The following is a 25,278-nucleotide window of genomic DNA, read 5'->3' as shown; positions in this document are numbered from 1 at the left end:
GAAGGTGCAAAGGCGCAAAGAAGAATATATGGATACTTCTTGTCAAAGATTGTTGACGATCCGGTGTATGCCATTTTTAATGAGCGGTACATTGAAATTGATTAACAAGCCCAGTTTACAATCTGCGATTTTTAGATAGGAAATGATTTGCTTGTAGTGAATATCTTCCAATACTGCTACGGACTTTACTTCAACGATCAGTTTGTCTTCAAGTACCAGGTCGGCACGAAAGGCAGTTTCCATAACAACCCCTTCATAGTATAGCGGTATTGATTTCTGACGTTCTACCTGGATTCCCAATTTGTGCAGCTTATACGCTAAAAGTGTTTCATAAACGCTTTCAAACATGCCTGGTCCAAGCTTCCGGTGAAGTTCCACACTCGCATTAACCACAATGGCCGCAAGGCTGTTTTCCGAATATTCCCGCATATTTTTAACGCAAATTCTGCTTCGCTCTTCACATTACCTGCCTCAAAACGCATAATGGGTTAAACACCCCCCAGACCACCTTTATCCCCAACTACTAACACCTGTCCACAAGATTTCGCAAACACCTGAACTCAAAAAGACTGTCATACACAAACTGTCCTCCTTTGCGTCTTTGCACCTTCGCGTGCTTTGCGTGAAACAAAAAGGAGCGCAGCGACCACAACAATTTGCTTGAAACAAACGCTTAACACCTGGAAGAAAACAAAGCGTGAAACACTAGCCGCGGCGGATCGCGGCTTCCATGGTTTGCCAGCAGCGGGTCTTGAGGCTTTCGACGGTATCGCCGGGAAGCGGGGCGATGGGGGCGAGAAAGTCGATGCGCAGGCGGTGCGGCATCAGGTAAAAAAACTTGTTGGCAGGATTTACGATCCGTGTATTGAAGATGACGCCGGGAATGATCGCCTTGCCGGTATCGATTGATAATTTGAACGCGCCATCGTGAAACCCCTTAAGGGGTTCATTGGTTTTGTTGCGGGTGCCTTCGGGATAAATGCACATATGCAGTCCGGAGTTCAGCACCTTTTTCATTTTCTGAAAGCTTTCCTTCCGGCTTTGCTCGTTTTTGCGGTCCACCAGAACACTGCCCAGTTTATAGATGATACCGAAGACGGGGATCTTCGCCATTTCAGCCTTGGCGATGGTTTTGTTGCCCCCGGGTATGGAGGGATAGGAAACGGGAACATCCATGAGGGCATTGTGGTTGCAGATGACGACATATTGCTGACCCTGTTGAAAGTTATTGCGGCCGTTGATGCGCAGCGGGCAACCGATCAGTGGGAGAAAGATGCCCATCCAGGTGCGTGCGATGGCGATGAATCGGTTCGTTGCAAGGGGATCGGGAACGGTGAGGCAGAAAAGCAGGATCGGGATAATAAATATGATCATGGTGATCAGAAAGATGACCAGTGTCCATAATGCCCAGATCCTTGCAAATACGTCTTTGATCAACTTCATGTGGCGAAAATAGTCTTCGGGAACGAAAATAATTTACAATGACCAATCAATCGGGTCAATACCATTTTTAACCAGGTATTCATTGGTGCGGGAGAAGTGCCGGCAACCGAAAAAGCCGTTGTAGGCACTTAATGGCGATGGGTGTGCGGCTTTCAGGACCATGTGCCTTGTTTCGTCGATCAGTCCCTGTTTGTCCTGCGCGAATCGTCCCCATAACAGGAAGACCACATTTTGGCGATGATCGCTGATATGCCGGATGACGGCATCTGTAAAATCCATCCACCCGATTTTGGAATGGCTGGCAGGTTCATTGGCGCGAACGGTAAGTGCTGCGTTCAGGAGGAGTACACCGCGTTGTGCCCAGGCCGTAAGGTTACCGCGGCGTGGCATGACCAGGCCGATATCTGATCCGACTTCTTTGAAGATGTTGACAAGAGAAGGTGGTGGCGGAACACCGTCCGGTACTGAAAAAGATAATCCATGTGCCTGTCCGGGGTTGTGGTAGGGGTCCTGCCCGAGTATCACCACCTTCACGTCAGGGAAGGGCGTCTGGCTGAAAGCATTAAATATTTGTGAACCCGGCGGGTAGATGGTCTTGCCGGCCATCTTTTCCATTTTCAGGTGCGTGGCCAGTTGTTGAAAATAAGGTTTGTTGAATTCCTCCTTCAGTTCCGCTTTCCATCCCGGCTCGATGGCAACATCCATGTAGTAAGTTTTCTCAAAAATAGCCGTTTTTGGCAGCGACCAAACTATTCCTTAATTTGATCTTGTTAAGGCCGGTGGCATTCCCCAAACATTCAAAACACCGTTCATGCGCCTTACAACCGTTTCAGCGGGAATATCATTTCTGGTCATTTTCCTTTTCACGTTCAGCTATAACCGAAGCGAGCAGGGTGGTACGCAGGGCTCCACGGTGATCCTGTACAGCGGTTCCAGTTATCGGGGCGCGTCCCGCACTTTTATGCCGGGTACGTACAGCGGCGCACAATTGGGCCAGTTAAACCGCGACGCGTCGTCGATCAGGGTGCCTTCCGACAAGCAGGTAATTGCCTATGATGAAAAGGGGAAATCGATCAGTATTGCCTACAATATTCCTGACCTTGGTGTTTCGGGATGGGATAACCGGATTGTGAAACTGGTGGTGCAGCGCAAGGCGGGAGATGGAAATGGATCGCTGCCGCCCACGGGCAACCGGGTGATCCTGTACGAGCAGGCGGATTACCAGGGGGAATCCCGCGCATTTGATCCCGGAAACCAGAACAGCGGTACACTGGGCAGTCTTTACCTGCGGGTGTCGGCAATTTATATTCCGCCGGGACGGGTGGTGACCGTAAAAGACCGCAGCGGGCAGCAGGCGACGTTCACAAAAAGTTATGCTGATCTCGCCGTGGCGAGGTGGGATAATCGCATCCATAGTTTTTCAATAACCGGAAATGATTCGGGCGGTCCGGACGGTGGTGGTGCCGGTAGCGGTGAAACAGGTGTTGGCGGATCCGGGAAGCCAGGCGGGAAGCCGGGCGGGGGACCGGCGGGTGGTTCCGGCGGGCCGGGTAGCGGAGGTCCGTATGTGATCCTGGCGGAAGAATGTGGTTACCGTGGTCAGATCAGTTACCTGGCAGCAGGAAATTATACGACAGCGCAACTGGGCATCCGCAACAATTCGCTGGCTTCGCTGGAAATCCCATTCGGTATGGCGATGCAGATCTTTGACGGCGATCGCTTTTCCGGGGCATCAAAAACATTTACCCGTGCAGAATTTTGTCTCGACCCGGAATGGCGGTACCGCGCCAGTTCGGTACGTGTCTTCTTTCAGGCTAATCCCGGCAGCGGTGGCGCCAATTATATCGTTACCATGTATGCCGATAAATTCGGCAGGGGACCATTCGTCAACATCGGAATGGGAACAGTGTCTTATGTTGGCGCAAATTTCGAACGGGCAGCAAGTTCAATTTATGTATTGCCGGGCTACGCAATTACTGTTTATGATCAGCCCGACCTGCGGGGCAATAGCCGGACATTTACGGGGCGGGTTGAAGACCTGAGTCCTTTCGGATGGAATGACCGTGTCGCCTCCGCGTATGTTTTCAAACGATAAAATTTTCACACCAATACCAATAATCATGTTAGAAAATTTGATGAGTCTCATTAAAGAGCAGGCTACGCAATCGGTGATCGACAATCCCGATATTCCCAATGAAAAGAATGAAGCGGTGATGGCGGCAACGGGATCATCGATCATCAGTAGTTTGCAGGGAATGCTGTCGCAGGGAAATGTAAAGGATGTGATGAGCCTGTTCAGTAATCCGTCACAAGCTTCTTCGGGTAGCCCGGCAGTGCAGCAGATGTCAGGCAATCTCCTGGAGACGTTAACGGGCAAACTGGGATTGAATAGTCAGCAGGCTGGTGGAATTGTCAGTTCGCTGTTACCGGCGGTGCTGGGCAGCCTGGTATCGCGAACCAACAATCCTGCAGACAATGGATTCAGTCTGCAGGGAATTTTTAACCAGCTTAGCGGGGGCAATACCGCGGGGATGGATGTGCAGGGCATGTTCAACAAATTCAGTGCAGGCGGCGGTCTGGACCGTGATGGTGATGGTGATGTTGATCTCAACGATTTGAAAGCAGCTTTTGCCGGCGGTGGTACATCGGCTGGCAATGCACAGCCGGGTGGTGGTGGCTTGCTGGATTCCCTGAAAGGATTATTCGGCGGTTAATATACTCAGGGTTGAAGGCTGTTTTTCACGATCACGCCATTCTTGATGATCACCGAAAAGTTTTTTTCGGGATCAGCCACCAATTTGATATCCTGCAGGGGATTGCCTTCAACCAGTATCATATCTGCGTAAGCTCCGGGTTGTAAAACCCCGAGCTTGCGGGGATATGGATTGCGTGGCCCGCACAATGCCATGAGTTCCCCGTTGGTGGAAGTGGCCATCTTCAAAATTTCATAAGGTGTAAACCATTGGGTCAACGTAGTGAGTATAGCACCCTGGTTTTTTGGCGCTGCCGGGTTAAACAGGATATCGGTTCCCCATGCCAGTTTGATCTTGTATTTTTTGGCTAGCCGGTAGGCATTGTCTGTACCCTGGTACATCGTCAGCTGTTTCGTCCTCATGGCGGGACTTGTCTTTTCATTGGAATACTCATTGTCCAGGAAAGCCTGCAGGCAAAGCCAGACACCTTTGTCGGCAATGAGCTTCGCTGTTTCCTCATCCATCATTTGTCCGTGGTCGATACATTTCACACCGCCCTTTATCGCCATCTGGATGGCGCGCGGTGTATAGGCATGTACGGTAACATAGGTGCCCCAGTTTTCGGCGGCTTCCACTGCAGCATGGAATTCTTCCACGGTATACTGCGTTACGTCAATCGGATCATAGGCAGACGAAACGCCGCCACCGGCTGCTAGTTTGAGTTGTGTGGCACCCAGCATGAGTTGTTCGCGGGCGCGTTTGCGAACGGAGGCCGGATCATCGGCAATCACACCACCACCCATGACTTCGCCGTGGCTGAGCGGTGCATTATCCGGAGCCGGCACTTCATAGGGGAACCGGAAATCACCGTGGCCGCCGGACTGTGAAATCATGGCACCGCTCGGATAGATGCGTGGGCCCTGTATCAGTCCCTCGTCAATAGCCCGTTTCAGCCCGAAGCTTGGTCCCGCCAGGTCACGGATAGTGGTGAAGCCACGCAACAATGTTTTTTTGGCTTCTTCGCCGGCGACCAGGTTGATATAGCCGATGTCGGCAGTCAAAAGGGTTAACATGGGAATGGCAGCCATGGTAGCATGCCAGTGCGCATCGATTAGACCCGGTATCAGGTATTTGCCTTTTCCGTCGATGATTGTCGTTCTGCCGCTTTTGTCAACGGGCACTGGTTTGTCGGTAATGGATACGATGGAATCGCCTTTGATGAGGACGTTACCGAGAAATAACTTCTCGTCTTTGCCATTGAATACCTGCACGTTGTTGATGAGAATGGTGGATTGTGAAAATCCGGAGATGGATGACCACAGGAACGCGACGGCCGCAAGTAGACGTTTCATGATGATGCTTTAGGTAAAGAAAGACTGTCGTTTTCAGGGGAGATACGCTGCTTGCTAAGAGGGCCTGTAATTGAAAATTACGGATCGGGCGTTGATTTATCAAATTCGGTTATGCCTTCGGGTAATAATTGCCTGTAGGGGGAAAAGTAAAGACCCCTGCGTACAGGGGTCTTGGTTGTATAACGCTTGCCCGCTATGAATTTACCGTTATTCCTCCCGGGTGTATTCCAGGGTGCCCAGCCTGCAGGAAATGGTTCTTTTGATCCGGTCGAATCCATCAACATTGAATTCGGTGCTGCTGCTGGTGGTGGTTACGGTTAGTTTTTTATTATCGGCAGATAATGCCCAGGTGCCTTTTTCTGATTTATCTCCCACGACTCCTTCAAATTGAAATCCATCCCGGAAGATCTGATACACTTTATCTGTTCCCAGTGTGGCTTTGATATCCATAGGTTGGCCTTCAGGGTTTTTCCAGCTGATCAGTTTCCACCGGCCGATCAGTTCGGTTGCCGTTTGCGCAACGGCGCCGGAGCAAAGCACGATGAGGGCAAGCAAAAGATAAAGCTTTTTCATCGTAAAGACTTGAAACCGTCTATGAAAAATGCACAAGAAATATGCCATATGTCAGGAATCGCGGTAGGGACGCATCCGGGGGATCCACCGGGGTACGGCTGTCTTGTATTTCCGGTAGTCCTCCCCGAATCGCTTAAAGAGGTCGGGTTCTTCTTTCCATTTGAAATAGAGGGTATTAACGACCAGGAAGAGGATGGCTTCAATGAGGATATTCAGCGAATTGAAAAACAGTGTTTCGCCGGCAAGGATAAAAAAAACGCCGGAAATCATGGGATTGCGGCAATACCGGTACGGGCCTGAGATTACCAGTCGCTGGGTGGGCGTCCAGGGGGCGAGGGTTCCTTTTCCTTTGATCCGGAACAGGTAGACCGTGCAGCTGAACAGGATGAGCCCGGCTATGGCGACAATGACTCCGGTTACCAGGAAAAGCGGGCTGGCTGGAAAAATGGTTTTGTCCGGATCATGAATGAGCAGGGGCAGGATCACTGTCATGGTAAATGGCAGGATGAGTATGTCCCGGAAATGTTTAAGCAGGGAAGGTTCGCGCATGGGATGAGGCGTTGGCGTACCTAATGGAGCGGGGTGGCAGCATCTCTGCTGCATGGGGGTTAAGGATTGTCCTGTATGGCACCAACCGGGCGTTCCAATACCTGCCATTCCTGGAGTGCCCAGGTATCGGGCATCCGGTTCCAGCATTCGTCGTAAATGATTCGGCGTTTGCCATTCCTGGTGATATAGCCCGGGAATTTCACTGTTTTGTTATAGCGGATTTTGTGGGTGACGGTAATCATGGCGGCGATCGTGTCGGGGGCTGTTGTGGCAACAGGAGGTTTTTTGCCGTGAAAATTCAGGGTGAACAATTTCAGGCTACGATCACGCTCCGGCGTTTTTGTCTGCGCAAAACCGGGGAGTACGAACAACAGGAGGGCGAAAGCAAAAATGGTTTTCATCACGTTCCGTTTCTACGCTATTAGATTTTTCCCTTGCGGGGCGTTGGTTTTTTCAGGCAATTGGACCTGTGGAAAACGCTTCAAGAACCAGGCCAGTGCGGGCTACCCGGTCAAATTGGCGGGCTTCGCCCACCGAAGCTTCAGCGTAGGTGGGCGCAGTGCAATCTAATAGCCGACTTACAGCAATCCTACAGCGCTCTTATAGCAAAACCACCCCTTTGCTAAGGGACGGCTATTGGATGGCTGTAGGATGGCTATAAGCTAATTGATTTTCAACTGGTTACAACAATGAATTCGCCTGATTCCAATTATTACGCGAATAGCGGGACAGGAGAGAAGGATGTCAGTTGGAGAAACCCGGGAATTTGTAAAACTGAGTGAAATGAGCCACCAGACTGGGATTTAGAAAAATAAACGCGTGGTTCCGGGTAAGTGTAGAGTTTTGGCAGGCATACCGGGACACACGGTAAAGCTGATCCGGAGTTTGGTCTTACCTGGTCTGAAATCGATGGTAAGCGGAATCCACTACTGTTCCTGTTCTGCGCCGGTTCCGCGCCGGAAGGCATGTAGAGAACGATCTGTGGTTCAATTCCGAATCAATTCCGAATGAATCGAGGTAAACGAGTGTTTCGGAACATATTTCACCAAACTCCGGAACATATTTTGGCACTTTGGGAACAAAATCGATTACCTGGGTAAAAATTGGATTAAGGTTTGTAATTGTATTGGATTTATTAAGGAAAACCGTCTTCTGAAAATGGAAAACCTGATTCTAAGAAAACTAGATGAACTAAAGCTCCGGCTCTCTAAACTTAAAGCCCCATTGCTTGAGTACCTGGGGCCTTCCCTGACTACAACAGAAATCAGGGATATGGCGATCAGTACCAATGTTGAATTGCCGGAAGAAGTGTTTTCGCTTTATGAATGGCATAATGGTGTTCATTTACCCGCTGAGTATTATTTGGGTCAGGCATGGATTTTCCCGGGCATTGGATTTTTTCCGTTTTCTAATGCTGTCGAAAGGTATAATCAAGGTGCAAATGCTGATGAGTATTGGGAAGGCTCAAAGTTTCTGATATTCGAGAGTGGTGGAGGCGAAATGTATTTAATCGAATGTGATAAAGGTTCCCCGGAATTTGGGATGATATTTTTGCATTCCTATGGATCCCATGACGGGTATGTTATCAAGCCAGTATATGATTCATTGGACACCTTTTTATCTACAGCCATTGAATGCTATCGGAAAGGTCTCTGTGTAATTGACGAAAGGTTCTTCGGTGTGAACTTCATTAAGGGTGATACGGTACTTCCTGAACTCCTGGCAATCAGAAAAGCATTTAATCCTAAAGCGGATAAATGGAAACAGGATAATTCTCCTTAGGGATCTTCCGTATTTCTACGGTTTCAAATTACTTTCTGAATTTATATAATTGTACAAAACAGAAAGTCAATGAGTAACAGTATCGAAATTTTCAGAGTTCAATTTCACGAAATTGCAGCACCCTGGCCTCCGGGTGAGCGCAAAACAGAATTTACGATTCCCTATTCGGCATTCTATGGCAGGGGGAAACATCCGGTAAACCCGGCCTTCCTTGTGAATAGCAGTAACAAGAACTTTAGGACTATTGGAGCCTGGTATGTTGACGACGAAACGTTTAATCTAACGCTTGATATTCCGGAAGGGTTTTCGTACAACGAGATTCAAAACGATTGGTTCGAGTTTTGGATAGGTGAAACTTCCTGATCGTTGGGCATTCACTTGCAGCATACAAGGTACGCCCACAGCGTACCTTGTTCTATTTGTGCAAGCCGGGTTGGCGGTTAAGTTTCGACGTTATCTTTATGACAGTGCCTGGAAAAAATAATGGTTTAGCAAATAAATGCTAAACCATTGATAATAAAAGTGATCCGGATTGGATTCAAACCAATGACCTACTGCTTAGAAGGCAGTTGCTCTATTCGCTGAGCTACCGGACCTCGGGGCGCAAAGATAATGGAAAGCACCAGATTTTTTTTGGCCATTCCGGGAAAAGGCCGCTAAATTTGTATAAGCACTTATACAATGGCATTTTACCAACAAACCGGCGTGCTGGTTTTCGGCAGCCGCCTCCGGAGACTGAGTGAATCCTTCCTGGGTGACATCAACAATGTCTATAAGCACCACGGCATTGCGTTTGACGCTGCCTGGTTCCCCATTTTTTACATGTTGTCGGAAACCGAGTCGCTGTCCATTACCGACATCGCCGGAGCCCTGGAAACCTCCCATTCCGCCGCCAGCCAGCTGGTGGCCAAACTCCATGAGAAAGGCCTGCTGCGTTCAGTTCCAGATAAAGCGGATGCCCGCAAAAAGCGGGTAGCACTGACCGCAAAGGGCCAGCGGTTGCTGGTGCAGATCAAACCCATCTGGACGGCCGTAAAAGCCGCCATGAACGAACTGCTGGAGGAATCGCCCAATAGCCGCCTCCTGATGGCCGCCATCCAGGAAACGGAAGCCGGCCTCGCACGAGAATCTATTTTCCAACGCATTGAAAAACATCTTCCATGAACGCATTTTTCGATTATGGTACCGATATCCTGACCGTCAGCAAAGTACTGGCAATTGCCAGTGGAACGCTGAAGGCAGGCTTCAGTGAGATTTCCCTGGAACGCATCCGCAGGAGCGAACAGGCGGTGAAAGACATTGTTTCGCAGGGACGAACGGTCTATGGCATCAATACCGGCTTTGGTATCCTCGCAAACACGTCCATTTCAGAATCTGATACCCGCACCCTTCAATATAAGATCCTGCAAAGTCACAGTGTGGGGGTAGGTGAACCGGTGAGCGCAGAAATCGCCACGATCATGCTCATCACAAAAGTCCACGCACTGGCCAAGGGATTTTCCGGTGTTCAGTTGACCACCCTGGAAAGACTTTGCTGGCATATTGACCAGAACATTATCCCGGTTGTACCGGAAAAAGGATCAGTAGGCGCCAGCGGTGATCTCGCCCCATTATCACACCTCTGCCTTCCGTTGATCGGGCTGGGGGAGGTTTTTTATAAGGGCATCCGGCGGCCTGCAGCAGATGTTTTACAGGCAGAAGGATTGGCACCCGTTACCCTCGGGCCGAAGGAAGGCCTGGCGCTGATCAATGGTACCCAGTTTATTCTCGCCCATGCAGTGAAGGCCGTACAGCGCCTTCACAATTGCCTGGAAGCAGCAGATATTATCGGCGCCATGAGCCTGGAAGCGCTGACGGGAACCAAGGCGCCATTTGATGAACGACTGCACCAGCTCCGGCCATTCGACGGCAACCTGCTGGTTGCCCAAAGACTGCGGAATATTCTCGATAATTCAGCGATCATGCAAAGCCATATTGATTGCGGCAGGGTGCAGGATCCCTATTCCCTGCGTTGCATGCCGCAGGTGCATGGCGCGTCACGGAATGCCTGGCTTCATCTTAAGGAACTCACAGAAACTGAATTGAACGCTGTTACAGATAACCCCATCGTCTTTACAGCAGATGACACGATCAGTGGTGGCAATTTCCACGGACAACCCCTGGCGCTTCCCCTTGATTACAACTGTGTGGCAGCCGCCGAAATCGGCAACATCTCAGACCGGCGCTGTTATTTGCTGCTGGAAGGCAAATGGGGGCTTCCCATTTTGCTGATGAACAATGTCGGACTCAACAGCGGTTTCATGATCCCCCAATACACCACGGCCGCGCTGGTTACAGAGAATAAGACGCTCTGCTTCCCCGCAAGTGCTGACAGTATTCCCACCTCTCTTGGACAGGAAGATCATGTAAGCATGGGCAGCATCAGTGGCCGCAAACTCAACCAGGTGATCACCAATCTTGAGCATATCCTGGCCATCGAACTGATGAGCGCTTGCCAGGCCATTGAATTCAGGCGGCCGTTGCGGAGCAGCCAGGTACTGGAGGCAGCACACCACCATGTGCGCGAACAGGTCGGTTTTGCCAATGAAGACCGGATCTTCGCCCGCGACATCAACATCATTACCGACATGATCCGCGACTTCAGTTTCGTAGGTGCGGTGGACAGCTTTGCTGCTTCCAACGGTATCCGGCTGAATCAAAATTTTGACACATTTTCTCTTACTTAATATATCGATATGCCTTACGATCCCACCAGGTATAAAACGCCAACGGGCAACCAATTGCAGTGTAAAGGATGGATACAGGAAGCTGCGCTGCGCATGCTGCTGAACAATCTGGATCCTGAAGTGGCAGAACGCCCCGACGACCTTATCGTGTATGGTGGCCGTGGAAAAGCTGCACGCAATTTTGAAGCGCTTGACCTCATCATCAAGGCACTGAAAGACCTGGAAGATGATGAGAGCCTGCTGATCCAGAGTGGTAAACCGGTAGGCATCCTGCGTACGCATCCCGATGCACCGCGGGTATTGATCTCCAATTCCCAGCTGGTACCCCGCTGGGCAACCTGGGAGCATTTTGAGGAACTGGAAAAGAAAGGCCTGATGATGTACGGCCAGATGACTGCAGGATCGTGGATCTATATCGGTTCACAGGGCATCGTGCAGGGCACTTACGAAACTTATGCAGCTGCTGCAGACAAAGACTTCAGGGGAACACTGAAGGGTACGCTGAATGTAACCGCCGGGCTCGGTGGTATGGGCGGCGCCCAGCCGCTGGCCATCACTATGAATGAAGGTGTTGCACTGATTGCAGAAGTGGAAGAATGGCGGATCGACAAACGGATTGAAACCAGGTACCTGGATAAAAAACTCACGGATATTGATGCGGCGATCGACCTTGCCCTTGAAGCGAAAGCTGCAGGGCAGGCATTGAGCATCGGTGTGTTGTGTAATGCAGTGGACTTGTTGCAAAAACTGATCGACAGGAAAGTAGTACCGGATACGCTGACTGATCAGACTTCGGCACACGATCCCCTTATCGGTTATATTCCCAATACCCTTACGGTGCAGCAAGCGAACGTGCTTCGCGAAAAAAATCCGGAGGAATACCTCCGGCAGAGTTATGCCGGCATGCGGCTGCATGTGGAGCTTTTGCTAAAGCTTCAGCAGATGGGCGCGATCACCTTTGATTATGGCAACAACATCCGCGCCCGTGCGCAGGAAGCCGGCCTCACCAACGCTTTTGATTTTCCGGGATTTGTTCCGGCCTATATACGGCCATTGTTTTGTGAAGGAAAAGGTCCGTTCCGCTGGGCTGCGCTCAGTGGTGATCCTGCAGATATTGCGGTGACGGATGAAGTGATCGGGGCACTGTTCCCGGAGAACAGGAGCCTTCAACGCTGGCTGCGCCTGGCGAAAGAACGCATCGCCTTCCAGGGGCTGCCGGCAAGGATCTGCTGGCTGGGCCAGGGTGAAAGGGAAAAAGCCGGACAGGCATTCAATGAGCTGGTACGCACCGGAAGGGTGAAAGCGCCGATCGTTATCGGTCGTGATCATCTTGATACAGGTTCCGTGGCCAGCCCCAACCGCGAAACGGAAGCGATGCTGGATGGCAGTGATGCAGTGGCCGACTGGCCTTTGCTGAATGCGCTGGTGAATACTGCCGGCGGTGCCTCCTGGGTCAGCCTGCATCACGGTGGTGGTGTCGGAATGGGATACAGCATTCATGCCGGTATGGTGATCGTAGCAGATGGCACGCCGGAAGCTGCAGCGCGGCTGAGCCGGGTGTTGCGCAATGACCCGGGCATGGGGGTGATCCGTCATGCGGATGCCGGTTATGATATTGCCAGAGATCAGGCCCGTCAACATCGGTTGGACATCAACGATAGGCTGCGGTCAAAATAACTATCTTGCGTGAATGAGCAACAGCATCAACAGCATCAACGATTTTGAACGGCCGTTTTTTATCGGCATTGCCGGATCAGGCATGAGTGCGATCGCACAATACCTGCAGGGCATCGGGAAATCCGTGCGGGGAAGCGATCGTTATTTTACACCGGGAACCTATAATGAAAGCCGGACCAGGCTGGAGGCAGAGGGAATACCCTGTTATGAACAGGATGGCTCGGGTATTGACGATCAGACTGACCTGGTGGTAGTGTCGGCGGCTGTTGAAGAAACGGTAGTGGAAGTAATCAAGGCGCGCCAGCTCAATATTCCGATCATCAGGCGCAGTGAATTGCTCGCACTGATTGCCCGCAGCAAAAAGACTATCGCAGTTGGCGGCACTTCGGGAAAGAGTACCACCAGCGCCATGTTATTTGATATCATGCAGCATGCGGGCTTATCGCCCAGCATTATCGGTGGTGCGGGACTGGTGAGTATTATCCGCGAGGGTAAGATAGGAAATGCGAAAGTGGGGGAGGGCGAGTGGCTGGTGATTGAAGCCGATGAAAGTGATGGTTCTATTGTGCAGTACGAGCCGGAGATCGGGTTGTTGCTGAATGTCGACAAAGACCATAAGGAGATCGATCAGCTGATGGACATCTTTACCACCTTCAAAAACAACAGCAACCGTTTTGTGGTGAATCGTTCGCATCCGCTGGCAGCAAAATTGTCACAGGATGTGGATCATGATTTCTGTCATCATGCGGATTGCGCAGCGGGATTTATCGCCCGTGATTTCCACCAGGAAGGACTACAGATCAGCTTTACGATCAATCATACACCCTTCACCATGAAGCTTGTGGGCAGGCACAATATGGAAAATGCCCTGGCTGCAGCTACCGTGGCTGCACTGGCTGGTGTTGACCTCACCGTGAGTGCCGAATCACTGGAACATTATGAAGGGATCTATCGCCGGCACCAGGTGTGGGGACAGAAAGACGGCTGCTGGCTGATTGATGACTATGCGCATAACCCGGCGAAATGTGCCGCCAGCATAGAAGCGTGTCAGCCAATTGCCCCGAAACTGATCGCCTGGTTTCAGCCTCACGGTTATGGTCCGACCCGTTTCCTGCGGAACGATTTTGTGGAAGAGATCTCCAGGGTGCTGCGGCCGGGTGATGAAATATGGATGAGCGAGATTTTTTATGCCGGTGGAACGGCTACTAAGGATATTTCTGCAAAGGACCTCATCGACGATATCGCAGCAAAAGGCAGATCGGCCTTTTTTGTGGAAGACAGGAATCAGCTGATCACTGCAATACGTCCGCATCTGACTGAAAACTGTGTATTGTTGCTGATGGGTGCCCGCGATCCGTCGCTGGAGAATTTTGCCCGTGAGGTGTGGCAGGAATTATAATGCAAATTGAACATGACGACGCTTTTCCGCAATATCAGGATACTTGCAGGTATTGACCGGGGCATTGGCGATCAGCCGCTGCGTGGGTCGGACCTGGCGAAAATGACAGTAATAGAAAACGCCTGGCTGCTGGTGGAGGATAAGGTCATAGCCGGATTCGGACCGATGGATACGGCACCGGCGGGCATCCCGGAAAAGGATGTGGTGGATGCTACCGGCCGGCTGGTTATTCCTGCGTGGTGTGATAGCCACACGCACCTGGTATTTGCAGAAAGCAGGGAGCATGAATTTATCGACAAGCTGAAGGGACTTACCTATGCGGAAATTGCGGCGAAAGGCGGGGGAATCCTGAACTCTGCGGCAAAACTCAATGCGATGAGCGAGGACGAGTTGTTCCGGCTTGCCTGGATCCGCCTGCAGGAAGCGGCAAAAAGCGGAACTGCTGCAATCGAAATCAAAAGCGGCTATGGGTTGACGGTAGAAGGCGAACTGAAGATGCTCCGGGTAATCCGGAGGCTGCGGGAAAAGAGCCGACTGACCATTAAAGCCACATTCCTGGGCGCGCATGCATATCCGGCTGCCTTCAAACAGGATCATGAAGGTTATCTCAGGATGATAGAAGAAGAGATGTTGCCGGTCATTGCGACGGATCATCTCGCGGAATACATTGATGTTTTCTGTGAAGCAGGATTTTTTTCCCTTGAAGAAACGGAACGGGTGTGCCGGGCGGGAATGGCGAATGGACTTAAACCCAAGATCCATGCCAACCAGCTGAGTCACATGGGCGCTGTTGAGCTGGGTGTGGCACTTGGCGCCGTGTCGGTTGACCATCTTGAATCGATGGATGAAGCTGCTATTCAGTCTCTGGTAAATGCCGGCACGATCGGCACCCTGCTGCCTTCGGCTGCCTTCTTTCTGCGAATGCCCTTTCAACCGGCCCGCCAGTTGATCGATGCGGGTGCCGCCATTGCACTGGCTTCAGATTTTAACCCCGGATCGAGCCCCAGTTCCAACATGAACCTGGTGGTGGCCATGGCCTGTATTCAAATGAAAATGTTGCCGGAAGAAGCGATCAATGCGGCTACGCTGAATGGTGCCGCTGCGATGGAACTGGCTTCAGATCACGGCAGTATAAAGCCGGGAAAAATCGCCAGCATCATCATGACCCGGCCGGTACCGTCCCTTGCCTACCTGCCTTATGCTTTCGGGAGCAACCATATTGAAAAAGTAATGGTCGCCGGTGAATTTGTTTAATTGGTATATTCAGGGAATAAACCATCCCCGTGCAAATCCCTCACTTCAAATTTTACAACAAGCAGGACGTATTGTACCTGACCAGATTGCGTCGTTTTGAAACCAAAATCGGTGAGCGCATCAGGGTGTTGACCAGTACCGACCAGTTCGAAGAAAACCTTCACCAGGCGCCGGTAGAGTATGTAGTGTTTGGAATTCCGGAAGATATCGGTGTGAAGGCCAATTATGGCCGCGGTGGTGCAGATTCTGCCTGGTTGCCCTTTCTCACGGCTTTTCTCAATATGCAAAGCAATGACTTCTGCACCGGGGAAGAAATGTTGTTACTGGGGCATTTCGATTTTGGTGACCTGCAATACCTGATCGAAAACCATGCGAAGGGAGAGGAGGAAAAAGTGGAGGCGTATCGTCATGCGGTGCACCAGATCGATGAGGAAGTGGAAACCCTGACGAAACAGATCCTTGCGGCGGGCAAGATCCCTATCGTGATTGGTGGTGGCCATAATAATGCCTATCCCCTGATCAAGGGCGCTGCGAAGGGACTGCATAAAACAGGAAGGTTGCCGCTGGCGCAGATCAATACCATCAACCTGGATGCGCATACTGATTTCAGGCCTGCGGAAGGCCGTCACAGCGGAAACGGGTTCCGGTATGCGGAAGAAGATGGTTACCTGCAGAAATACTGTGTGATCGGCGTACAGGAGAACTATCTCCAACAGAATGTGTGGCTGGATTTTGTCAACAATCCCTTCCTCGACATGATCACCTATGAAGATATTTTCCTTCATGAGAAAAGGAATTTCCGCCAGGCAGTAACACATGCTACCGGTTTTACCGAAGACAATTACTGTGGAGTGGAACTTGATCTGGATGTGATAGAACATGCATTGAGCAGTGCTGTTACCCCGGCAGGAATTACAGCCTTGCAGGCCCGCCAGTATATCAGCCTCGCCGGCGTGTATACGCAACCGGCATACCTGCATATCTGTGAAGGGGCAACCCAGCTGAGTGATGGCAGCAAATCCAACAGCACCGGGAAGCTGATCAGCTATCTTGTAAGCGATTTCATCAAAGCACGCAATGATGTTAAGGGACGTTAGAAAACTCCCCTTGAGAAGCGGAAGCCAAAGTTTACATAGTTCTTCAGGATTCTCCCCTGGTCACTGTACATGAAGGTGAAGTCCAGCGGGCCGATCGGGGAGTCGATTCCCAAAGTCAGACCATACCCGCTTAGAAATTGTTTGGGATATTCATCCCAGGGTTCTTTCAGGAAGCTATGGTACATCAGGTTGACTGTGGCTGCAGCATAAACACTTCCGGTGAACTGGTACCGCCAGTTTATTGCGCCCTTGACCAGGCTGTTTGCCCTTACACTGGCGTCTGGTAATCCCACAAAACTTACCTGGTTCCGCATGATCGGCAACATGCCACCGATCACAAAATCGTGAAACAGGAACTGGTTCGTATTAAAGTTGATATCAGATTCTGCCTGCATGGTGAGGTAGTTGCGGCGGTTGACGGGTACAACTTTCTGCACCTGGAAACGCAGTCTCAAAAACGTTCCGTAGTTGATACCAAAGGAATCAAGGTCAACGATAGGTGTACCGTTGGATTTAAGTATCACGTTTTTCGACTGGGATATGATCAGGCTGGGCTCCAGCAAGGCATAGGTTCCCCGTTTCGGCAGGAACAGCCGGTCATGGGAATTGTATTCGTAACGCAGGTAACTCTGGAAATAGGAATTCTTGCCGTCGATGTCGAGGATGGTTTCGCTCAGCGGTTTCAGGTCGACCTTTTCCCAGTGTACGCCCCAGGCATAGGATTGGCGGCGGCGGTAGGCGAGTTGTAACCGGGTATCTGCAAAGGTGCTGACTTCACGGTATTGTCCGAGGGGTTTGTAATTATTGTACTGGGAAAACTCCTGCCGCTCAAGGTAGAGTTCGGATACCCATGCCATGGGCATTTTTTTGGTACCGAAAATCCGGGTGTGTTCGAGCCGGAGCCTGGGGTTTTCTGACAGGCCGACCGTAAAGGAAGTAATGGAAGGTTTACCCAGCAGGTCGCGGATGCTGAGGTTGGCGATCAGCATAATATTGCTGAGGGTATTGTAATTGATGGCCAGTTTGGCGGTGACCGGCGGATATTCTTCAGCAATGAGACGCATATCGGCAACACCCGGGGAAACCGGTTCAAGCTGATAATACAGCCGGCTGAAATACCGGGTGCCGTAAACCTGGCGCAGTGCATTTTCCATTTGCTTGGGCGTATAGGCACTACCTTCCTTAAGGCCCATCATCCTCCGGAGGAAAGGCTGGCTGATATACCGGAGGCTATCTGTCAGGATTTTCCGGATGGTGATTTTTTCAGGTACTTCCGGGAATGTGATTTGTTTCGGGGGGCCATAAATGGCGTTCAGTGAATCTGCCAGGCGTTTGAAGACAGGGTAATATTGCCGCCCCATTTCAAGGCCGATCTGTATGATGGAGTCACTGCTGCCGAAACTGGCGGAAGTATATTTTTCCAGCGGGTGGTTGATGTAGTAATCACAGAGTGCAACTTCATCGCGGCTTAACCCGGCTTCTTTGTAGAAGGCAATCTGCATTAAGATCTGGATCGGAGAAGTCAGTTTCTCTGCAGCGAGCAGGCCACTGCTCACATTGCTGCCGATGGCAATTTCGGCGCCCATGTTTCGGACATCACTCACCGGGAAGTTGCGGATGAGTCCGCCGTCAACGAGCCTGCGGTTGTCGACATTCACCGCTGTAAATACTGATGGGATGGCCATACTGGAGCGAACGGCGGTGATCAGATCACCTTTGTCCATCACCACTGCTTCTCCCGTAGCGAGGTCGGTTGCGATACATTTAAATGGCCGTTGTAACTGTGAGAAGTCGCGCACCCCGTAAACCGGGCTATACAGTTCATTAAATTTCAGCCAGAGTTCTTCCGCTTCGAGCATACCACTGGGTATTCTGAAACGACCTTTTTCCATCGGGAGTTCCAGTGCATAGCGGCCATACTCGTTCTTCTCCTCCATGATGAAAGCGTTGAGGGAAGATTTGTTGCTGAGCAGAACGTTCCAGTCGAGTTTCCTGGCAATCTGCAGGATGCTGTCACCACTATAGCCAACAGCATAAAGGCTGCCTACAATGGCTCCCATGGAGGTGCCTGTTACATAATCTACCTGCAGTCCGGCAGAATCAATCGCTTTAAGAATGCCGATATGGGCAAGTCCCTTGGCGCCACCGCCACTGAGTGTTAAACCGATTTTGGGTCGTTGAGAGGATTGCTGCGCGGACAGGGATCCGGCGAAGGTCATCAGCACAAGAACATATAACAGACACTTTCCGAATGCAAACTTCATAAGCCCCTGAAATTAGTTCATTTCTCCCTCGATTGCCATGATCTTTTCAAAAACCGTTTCGTATTCGCTGTTCATGGTGTCGACCAGGTCGGCCTGTTTTTTATAGGCGGTCTCAGCTTCTGTAAATTTTTGTTTATCGGAATAGGTCGCCGGATCAGCGAGAGCAGCTTCCAGTTGTGATTTTTTTTCTTTGGCCTTGTTGAGTTTTTCCTCCAACTGGCTGAATTGCCTTTGCAATTGCTGCAGTTCTTTCCTGAGATCGCGGGATGGCGCAGGTTTGGAAGGAACTGGTTGGGTAGGGGCAGGTTTTACCGGGGCATTATTGGCTACCGGTGCGGGCGGCGGTGCCGGGTTTTTGTCAGCAGTACTTTTGGAAGCCTGTTTCGCCATGCGTTCTTTCCATTCGATCCATTCTGCATAGGTGCCTTTGAATTCCTTTATTTCGTGATCAACGATTTCCCAGATTTTATTGGCTGCTTTGGAGATAAAGTAACGGTCGTGGCTGACCATGATGAGGCTGCCTTCATATTTGTTGAGTGCATCCACCAGTAATTCCACACTATGCATGTCAAGGTGGTTGGTCGGTTCGTCGAGCATCAGGAAATTCGCCTTGCTGACGATCGTTTTGGCCAGCGCTACACGGGCTTTCTCACCACCACTCAGTACTTTGATCTTTTTATCCGTATCGTCTCCGCTGAAAAGGAAACAACCCAGGAGGGTGCGCAGTTCCTGTTCAGTTTTCTGGCTGCCGCAGGTTTTCATCTCATCGAGCAGGGTATTGTTGAGATCGAGTGATTCGAGCTGGTGCTGGGCGTAAAAACTTTCTTCTACATTATGCCCCCATTTTCTGTCACCATCGAAAGACTCAACGCCGGCAATGATGCGCAGCAGGGTGGATTTACCTTTACCGTTGGCACCTATGAGTGCGATTTTGTCGCCGCGTTCGATTTCGGCGCTGGTGTGTGAAACGATCACGTTACTGCCATAGCGTTTGCTGACATCTTTTAATTCAACAAGGATCTTGCCGGGCGTTTTATCGATCCGGAAGTTGATGCGGATATTGGGTCTTTCAATTTCCGTTTCTTCAATCCGGTCAATTTTATCGAGCCGTTTCATGGCACTTTGTGCAGCGGCAGCCTTGGTAGCTTTGGCACGGAACCGTTCGATGAATCTTTCCTGCTGCCGGATATATTCCTGCTGGTTCTCGTAGGCCCGCTGCTGCAGTTCTACGCGCATGGCCTTTTCAGTTTCGTAGTATTCGTAATTGCCGGTATAGAAATGAAGTTGCCGCTGGTAGACTTCAACGATCTTGGTAACCATGCGGTTCAGGAAGAATTTATCATGACTGACAATAACCACTGAGCCTTTATAATGCAGCAGGTATTTTTCCAGCCATTCGATGGAAGGCAGATCCAGGTGGTTGGTCGGTTCGTCAAGGAGGAGCAGGTCGGGTTGCTGGAGAATCATTTTGGCCAGGAGCACCCGCATCCGCCATCCACCGCTGAACTCCCTGTAAGGCCGGCCCAGGTCTGCCGGGGCAAATCCAAGGCCCTGCAAAACTTCTTCAGTCCGATGGTGGATATCATAACCACCGAGTGTTTCGAGCTCATGCAGTTTGTCGCTGTAGTCGTGGAGGGTCTTTTCGTCGCCGGTGCGTTCCAGTTCCTTTCCGAGGGCTTCGATCTCCTTTTCCAGCTGTTGCACCCGTTCAAATGCTGTCAGGGCAACTTCCAGGATGGATTGGTTCGTGTCAAAGCTGAGAAGGTCCTGGTGCAGGTAACCGATCGTGGTTCCCCGGCTTTTTTCCAGTGTTCCTTCAGATGGGGAATATTCGCCCACCAGCAATTTCAGCAGGGTGGATTTCCCCGTTCCGTTAAAACCGATCAGTCCGATACGCTCATTGGGCTGTATATGCCAGGTGGCGCCGCTCACGATAACACGGGCACCAAATTCAAAAGTAACGTCTTGTAATCCTACTAACATGGGACGCAAAGTTAGTATTTTCGTAAAGATGTTGAAATGGATCACAGCCTTGTTCCTCTTCTTGTTCCTGCCGGCCATCGGGGCCTATTCCCAGGGGCGGTTTACGCTCAGCGGCTATGTTAAGGATTCATTATCGGGAGAAAATCTCATCGGCGCCAGTTTATCGGTTAACGGAAAGGGCAGGGGGGTGAACTCCAACGGATATGGTTTTTATTCCATAACACTTTCACGGGGGGAATATGAGATCACGGTCAGCTACGCAGGGTATCAATCCCGGCATTTTTCGGTTACACTCGATCGTGATATGGACCGCAATGTTGTTCTTGCTCCAAGAATGACTACCAATGAGGAGGTTGTGGTATATGCCAAAAGGAAGGATGGGAATGTGCGGAATGCCCAGATGGGCAAGGTGGACCTCAGCATGAGCCAGGTGAAATCCATTCCGGTATTGCTGGGAGAGGTGGATATCCTCAAGACATTGCAATTGTTGCCCGGGGTAAGGAATGCCGGAGAAGGCAATGCCGGATTTTATGTTCGGGGTGGCGGACCGGATCAGAACCTGGTGATGCTGGATGATGCGGTAGTGTACAATTCAGGCCACCTTTTCGGTTTTTTTTCAGTGTTCAATTCCGATGCGATCAAAAATGTCAGCCTGATCAAGGGTGGCATGCCGGCGCAATATGGCGGGAGGTTGTCCTCTGTGCTCGATGTAGCCATGAAGGATGGCAATATGAATAAATTCGAAGCGGAGGGCGGGATCGGATTGATCGCTTCGAGGCTTTCGCTGCAGGGTCCGATCAAAAAAGACAAGGCATCCTTTATCGTTTCTGCCCGACGCACTTATATAGATGTGCTGGTCAAACCATTTGTTCCCAAAACGAGTTCCTTTCACGGATCCGGTTATTATTTCTACGACCTGAATACCAAGGTCAATTATAAGTTTTCGGACCGGGACCGGCTCTTCCTGAGTGGATATTTCGGTCGTGATGTTTTTGATTTCCGGAATAACGAAAGATCATTCAGGGCGAATATCCCCTGGGGCAATGCAACCGCGACGCTGCGCTGGAACCATGTGTTCCACCGGAAATTGTTTTCCAACACGACACTTGTCTTCAATAACTACAATTTTGCTTTTAATGCCGAACAGAACAATCTTGTTTTTGGCGTCAGCTCGGGCATCAGGGATCTGACGGCAAAGTTCGACCTTGATTATTATCCCGTACCGCAACATAAAATGAAAGGCGGTTTCTCGTTCACCAATCATGTTTTCAAACCTAACCTGGTGTCGGGCCGGAGCGACAGCACGGAGTTCACGCCCAACAATGCAGAGAAGAAATATGCCAATGAAGTTGCTGCCTATATTCAGGATGACTGGGAGATCTCTGAAAAGTTTCAGGTAAATGCCGGCATCCGCTACAGCCGGTTTATTCAGAATGGCCCATACACCGACTATACCCGTGACGCCAATGGCAATAAGGAGGATAGCACCGTATACGGCTCAGGGAAGAAGGTGAAAAGTTACGGCGGATTCGAACCGCGGCTGACCATGCGGTATGCTATAAATGATGCCTCCTCCGTCAAGGCAAGCATTACCAGGAATTACCAGTATATCCACCTGGTGAGCAATGCAGGTTCTACCTTACCCACCGACCTGTGGGTGCCGAGTACGTTGCGCGTGCAGCCTCAATTGAGCTGGCAATATGCTGCCGGTTATTTCCGCAACTTCCGGGAGAATCAGTATGAAACCTCTGTTGAATTGTACTATAAGCAGATGGAGAACCAGATCGAATACAAGGAAGGCTACACGCCTTCGCTGAAGGATCCGGAAGAAGAATTTGTATTTGGAAAGGGCTGGAGTTACGGTGCAGAATTTTTTGTCAGGAAGAATACCGGGCGGCTGACAGGCTGGTTCGGGTATACCCTGAGCTGGACGTGGAGGAAGTTCCCGGACCTGAACAGTGGTGTAAAGTATGTGGCCCGATATGACCGGAGACACGACCTGAGTGTTGTGGCAACCTATGAACTTACGTCAAAGTGGAAATTGTCAGGGGTGTTTGTCTACGGTACCGGGCAGGCTACCAGCATGCCGGAGCGATTTTATTTTGTGGGTGGTGTGCTTACCCAAGAATACAGCCGCATCAATGCATACCGGATGCCTTCCTACAACCGCCTTGACATTGCTGCGACCTATACACCGGTGCCCAAACGCCCCAAGCGGTTGAAATCCAGCTGGGTGTTCAGTATTTATAATGTTTACAGCAGGCTGAATCCTTATTTCATATACTATGATCAGACCGGCAGTGCGCTGGATGGCACCTTAAAAGTGGAAGCAAGGCAGGTGAGTCTATTCCCTATCATACCCAGTGTTACCTGGAATTTCAAATGGTGAGGCAGCTGTGACTATTTTTTCTTTACCCGGAACCGGACCGCAGCATTTTTCTGGTCGGAAGCCGACAGGCGTACTTCCTGTTTTTGTTTTCCGGCTGTTACTACCATGAGTGCTGTATTCGGCGGGATACTGCCGAGGTTGTCAGCATACATCACGAGTTCATAGTCGGTATCCGGAAAAGCATTCAGGGTAAGTGTCAGGGGCTTGTCGGTGAGGCGCTGGCGGTATAGGAGAAGTTTGTTATTGAGGAATACCGTTACCGTATCGTTGTCTATCTCAGCATTGTCATACAAGTCAATCTTTACACTGGGTGTTTCCAGGTCGATTGTACCGAAAAGCTGGTTTTCCCGTTTCTGCAGCTTCAGGGAGGGTTGAAGGCTGGCCAGCGCTGCCGGTTGTTCGACGTCAACCGGAAAATCGGTTGTGCTCACCCGGTAGAGTGTGATTTTACCTGGCGGGCAGGCATCGCGGCTATCGGTTTTGATCCCTTTCCATTCACCAGTGAGGCTTTCCTGCTGCCCGGATTGTTGCCAGGTAAGGTCATAGGTTTTGGTGCAGGGAACGCAATCGCCGGGAATATGGAATTCCTGCAGTTCACTTTCAATTAGGACCATCCGGTGGGTCTGTGTATTATACCTGCCGGCGAATTTATGCTTCACGAAACGGTTCGTGTCAAAATAGTCGTAGGAGTTGCCCTGCAGTGTATTTCCGGAAACAGTCAACTGAATTTCCAGGTGGTATTCCGGAAAACAGCCCCCGGCATTTTGCGTCAAAGTGCCACGCCAGATTCCGGTCAGGTTCTGGCTGACGGCGGTGCCGGCGAAAAATGTCAGAAGGGCAATAAGAAAAATCCTCATGCAGTAAATTAAGCGGTCAGGAAGTGATTACAGCATCAAATTAAGGTATAGGGCCGATCCTGCAGCGAAAATATGTTGAGCGGTTAACCCTGATCGTGAATTACTACTGGGATTTCTCGTATTTGAATATCACCACGGCATTCTTCTGCTCCGTTGAAGTGATCCTGGCTTCAAATTGCTGGTTTCCTGCCTTCACCACCATCAGGGAAGTGTTCGGGGGAATATCTCCCAGGTTTTCTGCCACCATGACGAGTTCCTGGTAGTTGTTGTCGTCGTCAAGTTCAATGTTAATGACAATGGGAGACAGGGAAAGCATCTTTTTGGAGACGATCAGCCTTTTGTTTAAGTAGACCGAAACGGTATCATTGTCGATCGTGCCGTTGTCATAAAGGTTAACTGTAATATTTCTCGTGGTGACATTGAAGGTTTTGATCACCTCGTTTTCCCGGTTCTTTAAAACCGGCGGTACAATCACCGGTGGAGGCGGCGTTTTTTTGGCCGCTGTTTTTTCTGAGTCTGCTTCCGGTACCGGCTTTGCTTCGATCGGACGGCCCTGGCGATCAGGTGGCGGCGGTTTGGTAACCGGCTTTTTCGGCGCTGCTTTGGCAACTGGCTTGCCGGAGGAAGAAGGCGGAGCCTTTTTGGGAGAACTTTTAGCCTTGACGGTTACAGCAGAATCAGCTTTGGCAGATGGCGCTTTTTTGGATGTGTCATTGCCGGATGACCTGGGTTTCTCTTTTCCCTTTTCCCGATTCACCAGGAACGGTTCCTTATAGAAATCCGACTCCGGCACCTTGCGAAGAAACACGGTGCCCCGCCCGCAGTCCGTTGAATCGCGGGTATTCATGCTCACATAATATCCTTCGAGAAATTCTTCCTCTTCGTTTTTGCTGTATTGCAGGAAACAGGTCATGATGCAGGCATCATTGCCTTTTGCCATCCGGACTTCCACGATCTTCAGTTCTTCCAGGATCACTTTCTGGGTTCCGGTATGGATAGTCCCCCTGGCATTGGCTTTCCCATAGAATTCTGTGGTTTTATAGGAATACGTGACACCATTGAAGGATTTCCCGCGCTGATCGATCTGTACCTCGAATTTGTACCGGTTATCCACATTCATGAGCTGCATCATCCGGTCGTTGGAACGGAATTGTCCACGCCAGACGCCCGTGAGGTCCTGGGCATTTGCCAGGAATCCCAGGAATAGTCCGAACAGGAGCAAAACCGTCTTCATGTTTGC

Annotated in this window: 21 protein-coding genes and 1 tRNA gene; 10 read left to right on the top strand and 12 right to left on the bottom strand. The window is 50.6% G+C overall.

All coding sequences use genetic code 11. The features are described from left to right. Positions 1 to 42: 42 nt before the first annotated feature. From FPE01S_RS24105 to ung, 3 genes are all read right to left on the bottom strand, one after another. Positions 43 to 429, bottom strand: coding sequence for a GxxExxY protein (locus FPE01S_RS24105; protein WP_046371692.1), 387 nt, complete (start codon positions 427 to 429; stop codon positions 43 to 45). A 276-nt stretch (positions 430 to 705) separates the two neighbouring features. Then, positions 706 to 1,443, bottom strand: a complete 738-nt coding sequence (locus FPE01S_RS24100; RefSeq protein WP_046371691.1) for a lysophospholipid acyltransferase family protein — start codon at positions 1,441 to 1,443, stop codon at positions 706 to 708. Between the two features lie 33 nt (positions 1,444 to 1,476). Continuing rightward, positions 1,477 to 2,148, bottom strand: coding sequence for a uracil-DNA glycosylase (gene ung, locus FPE01S_RS24095; protein ID WP_046371690.1), 672 nt, complete (start codon positions 2,146 to 2,148; stop codon positions 1,477 to 1,479). A 106-nt stretch (positions 2,149 to 2,254) separates the two neighbouring features. On the opposite strand from ung, the gene FPE01S_RS25290 reads away from it, so the two are divergent. Together FPE01S_RS25290 and FPE01S_RS24085 are read left to right on the top strand one after the other, a co-directional pair. Continuing rightward, a complete protein-coding gene (locus tag FPE01S_RS25290; protein WP_052956151.1) occupies positions 2,255 to 3,538 on the top strand; it encodes a beta/gamma crystallin family protein in 1,284 nt (427 codons plus the stop codon). A gap of 25 nt (positions 3,539 to 3,563) precedes the next feature. Further along, complete coding sequence (locus tag FPE01S_RS24085; protein ID WP_046371689.1) at positions 3,564 to 4,157, top strand: DUF937 domain-containing protein; 594 nt, start codon at positions 3,564 to 3,566, stop codon at positions 4,155 to 4,157. Positions 4,158 to 4,162: 5 nt separating this feature from the next. On the opposite strand, the gene FPE01S_RS24080 is transcribed toward FPE01S_RS24085, so the two are convergent. From FPE01S_RS24080 to FPE01S_RS24065, 4 genes are all read right to left on the bottom strand, one after another. Continuing rightward, complete coding sequence (locus tag FPE01S_RS24080) at positions 4,163 to 5,488, bottom strand: metal-dependent hydrolase family protein (RefSeq protein WP_046371688.1); 1,326 nt, start codon at positions 5,486 to 5,488, stop codon at positions 4,163 to 4,165. Between the two features lie 207 nt (positions 5,489 to 5,695). Next, positions 5,696 to 6,061, bottom strand: a complete 366-nt coding sequence (locus FPE01S_RS24075; protein ID WP_046371687.1) for a hypothetical protein — start codon at positions 6,059 to 6,061, stop codon at positions 5,696 to 5,698. A 51-nt stretch (positions 6,062 to 6,112) separates the two neighbouring features. Next, positions 6,113 to 6,664, bottom strand: a complete 552-nt coding sequence (locus FPE01S_RS24070; protein ID WP_245624064.1) for a methyltransferase family protein — start codon at positions 6,662 to 6,664, stop codon at positions 6,113 to 6,115. Between the two features lie 5 nt (positions 6,665 to 6,669). Continuing rightward, the gene (locus tag FPE01S_RS24065) at positions 6,670 to 7,011 is read right to left on the bottom strand and encodes a hypothetical protein (RefSeq protein WP_046371685.1); all 342 of its coding nucleotides are present in this window, start codon (positions 7,009 to 7,011) and stop codon (positions 6,670 to 6,672) included. A gap of 757 nt (positions 7,012 to 7,768) precedes the next feature. On the opposite strand from FPE01S_RS24065, the gene FPE01S_RS24060 reads away from it, so the two are divergent. After that, positions 7,769 to 8,392 carry an SMI1/KNR4 family protein gene (locus tag FPE01S_RS24060; protein ID WP_046371684.1) on the top strand — a complete coding sequence of 208 codons (624 nt, stop codon included), beginning with the start codon at positions 7,769 to 7,771 and terminating at the stop codon, positions 8,390 to 8,392. Positions 8,393 to 8,915: 523 nt separating this feature from the next. Here FPE01S_RS24060 and FPE01S_RS24050 read toward each other — a convergent pair. Beyond that, positions 8,916 to 8,988, bottom strand: a tRNA-Arg gene (locus tag FPE01S_RS24050). An 85-nt stretch (positions 8,989 to 9,073) separates the two neighbouring features. On the opposite strand from FPE01S_RS24050, the gene FPE01S_RS24045 reads away from it, so the two are divergent. Genes FPE01S_RS24045 through FPE01S_RS24020 form a run of 6 tightly spaced genes read left to right on the top strand, consistent with a single transcriptional unit; the run spans position 9,074 to position 16,545 of the window. Next, entirely contained in the window at positions 9,074 to 9,556 is a 483-nt protein-coding gene (locus FPE01S_RS24045; protein WP_046371682.1) for a MarR family winged helix-turn-helix transcriptional regulator, read from the top strand. Then, complete coding sequence (gene hutH, locus FPE01S_RS24040) at positions 9,553 to 11,118, top strand: histidine ammonia-lyase (protein WP_046371681.1); 1,566 nt, start codon at positions 9,553 to 9,555, stop codon at positions 11,116 to 11,118. The genes FPE01S_RS24045 and hutH overlap by 4 nt, the downstream gene beginning before the upstream one ends. Positions 11,119 to 11,127: 9 nt before the next feature. Continuing rightward, positions 11,128 to 12,795 carry a urocanate hydratase gene (gene hutU / locus FPE01S_RS24035; protein ID WP_046371680.1) on the top strand — a complete coding sequence of 556 codons (1,668 nt, stop codon included), beginning with the start codon at positions 11,128 to 11,130 and terminating at the stop codon, positions 12,793 to 12,795. Between the two features lie 13 nt (positions 12,796 to 12,808). Next, positions 12,809 to 14,194 carry a UDP-N-acetylmuramate--L-alanine ligase gene (locus FPE01S_RS24030; RefSeq protein ID WP_046371679.1) on the top strand — a complete coding sequence of 462 codons (1,386 nt, stop codon included), beginning with the start codon at positions 12,809 to 12,811 and terminating at the stop codon, positions 14,192 to 14,194. Between the two features lie 12 nt (positions 14,195 to 14,206). Beyond that, complete coding sequence (gene hutI, locus FPE01S_RS24025; RefSeq protein ID WP_046371678.1) at positions 14,207 to 15,448, top strand: imidazolonepropionase; 1,242 nt, start codon at positions 14,207 to 14,209, stop codon at positions 15,446 to 15,448. A gap of 29 nt (positions 15,449 to 15,477) precedes the next feature. Next, positions 15,478 to 16,545 (top strand): formimidoylglutamase, encoded by a 1,068-nt coding sequence (locus FPE01S_RS24020; protein WP_245624063.1) that lies wholly within the window; start codon positions 15,478 to 15,480, stop codon positions 16,543 to 16,545. Here FPE01S_RS24020 and FPE01S_RS24015 read toward each other — a convergent pair. Then, positions 16,542 to 18,809, bottom strand: a complete 2,268-nt coding sequence (locus tag FPE01S_RS24015) for a patatin-like phospholipase family protein (protein WP_046371677.1) — start codon at positions 18,807 to 18,809, stop codon at positions 16,542 to 16,544. The genes FPE01S_RS24020 and FPE01S_RS24015 overlap by 4 nt on opposite strands. Positions 18,810 to 18,821: 12 nt before the next feature. Beyond that, complete coding sequence (locus tag FPE01S_RS24010; protein WP_046371676.1) at positions 18,822 to 20,792, bottom strand: ABC-F family ATP-binding cassette domain-containing protein; 1,971 nt, start codon at positions 20,790 to 20,792, stop codon at positions 18,822 to 18,824. Here FPE01S_RS24010 and FPE01S_RS24005 point away from each other — a divergent pair. Then, complete coding sequence (locus FPE01S_RS24005) at positions 20,791 to 23,181, top strand: TonB-dependent receptor (protein WP_245624062.1); 2,391 nt, start codon at positions 20,791 to 20,793, stop codon at positions 23,179 to 23,181. The genes FPE01S_RS24010 and FPE01S_RS24005 overlap by 2 nt on opposite strands. Positions 23,182 to 23,192: 11 nt before the next feature. Here FPE01S_RS24005 and FPE01S_RS24000 read toward each other — a convergent pair whose 3' ends face one another. Beyond that, the gene (locus tag FPE01S_RS24000) at positions 23,193 to 24,038 is read right to left on the bottom strand and encodes a hypothetical protein (RefSeq protein WP_046371674.1); all 846 of its coding nucleotides are present in this window, start codon (positions 24,036 to 24,038) and stop codon (positions 23,193 to 23,195) included. Positions 24,039 to 24,141: 103 nt separating this feature from the next. Next, positions 24,142 to 25,272: a hypothetical protein gene (locus tag FPE01S_RS23995; RefSeq protein WP_046371673.1), complete on the bottom strand. Its 1,131-nt coding sequence runs from the start codon at positions 25,270 to 25,272 to the stop codon at positions 24,142 to 24,144. Positions 25,273 to 25,278: the final 6 nt, after the last annotated feature.

Origin of the sequence: Flavihumibacter petaseus NBRC 106054 (assembly GCF_000974785.1) — a bacterium.
In the GTDB taxonomy this organism is placed as follows: Bacteria; Bacteroidota; Bacteroidia; order Chitinophagales; family Chitinophagaceae; genus Flavihumibacter; species Flavihumibacter petaseus.
This window is presented reverse-complemented; position numbering and strand designations above follow the sequence as displayed.

Coding starts and splice junctions, on each gene's coding strand:
- FPE01S_RS24105 (WP_046371692.1), bottom strand. CDS start 429: ATGCGGGAATATTCGGAAAACAGCCTTGCGGCCATTGTGGTTAATGCG.
- FPE01S_RS24100 (WP_046371691.1), bottom strand. CDS start 1,443: ATGAAGTTGATCAAAGACGTATTTGCAAGGATCTGGGCATTATGGACA.
- ung (WP_046371690.1), bottom strand. CDS start 2,148: ATGGATGTTGCCATCGAGCCGGGATGGAAAGCGGAACTGAAGGAGGAA.
- FPE01S_RS25290 (WP_052956151.1), top strand. CDS start 2,255: ATGCGCCTTACAACCGTTTCAGCGGGAATATCATTTCTGGTCATTTTC.
- FPE01S_RS24085 (WP_046371689.1), top strand. CDS start 3,564: ATGTTAGAAAATTTGATGAGTCTCATTAAAGAGCAGGCTACGCAATCG.
- FPE01S_RS24080 (WP_046371688.1), bottom strand. CDS start 5,488: ATGAAACGTCTACTTGCGGCCGTCGCGTTCCTGTGGTCATCCATCTCC.
- FPE01S_RS24075 (WP_046371687.1), bottom strand. CDS start 6,061: ATGAAAAAGCTTTATCTTTTGCTTGCCCTCATCGTGCTTTGCTCCGGC.
- FPE01S_RS24070 (WP_245624064.1), bottom strand. CDS start 6,664: ATGCAGCAGAGATGCTGCCACCCCGCTCCATTAGGTACGCCAACGCCT.
- FPE01S_RS24065 (WP_046371685.1), bottom strand. CDS start 7,011: ATGAAAACCATTTTTGCTTTCGCCCTCCTGTTGTTCGTACTCCCCGGT.
- FPE01S_RS24060 (WP_046371684.1), top strand. CDS start 7,769: ATGGAAAACCTGATTCTAAGAAAACTAGATGAACTAAAGCTCCGGCTC.
- FPE01S_RS24045 (WP_046371682.1), top strand. CDS start 9,074: ATGGCATTTTACCAACAAACCGGCGTGCTGGTTTTCGGCAGCCGCCTC.
- hutH (WP_046371681.1), top strand. CDS start 9,553: ATGAACGCATTTTTCGATTATGGTACCGATATCCTGACCGTCAGCAAA.
- hutU (WP_046371680.1), top strand. CDS start 11,128: ATGCCTTACGATCCCACCAGGTATAAAACGCCAACGGGCAACCAATTG.
- FPE01S_RS24030 (WP_046371679.1), top strand. CDS start 12,809: ATGAGCAACAGCATCAACAGCATCAACGATTTTGAACGGCCGTTTTTT.
- hutI (WP_046371678.1), top strand. CDS start 14,207: ATGACGACGCTTTTCCGCAATATCAGGATACTTGCAGGTATTGACCGG.
- FPE01S_RS24015 (WP_046371677.1), bottom strand. CDS start 18,809: ATGAAGTTTGCATTCGGAAAGTGTCTGTTATATGTTCTTGTGCTGATG.
- FPE01S_RS24005 (WP_245624062.1), top strand. CDS start 20,791: ATGGGACGCAAAGTTAGTATTTTCGTAAAGATGTTGAAATGGATCACA.
- FPE01S_RS24010 (WP_046371676.1), bottom strand. CDS start 20,792: ATGTTAGTAGGATTACAAGACGTTACTTTTGAATTTGGTGCCCGTGTT.
- FPE01S_RS24000 (WP_046371674.1), bottom strand. CDS start 24,038: ATGAGGATTTTTCTTATTGCCCTTCTGACATTTTTCGCCGGCACCGCC.
- FPE01S_RS23995 (WP_046371673.1), bottom strand. CDS start 25,272: ATGAAGACGGTTTTGCTCCTGTTCGGACTATTCCTGGGATTCCTGGCA.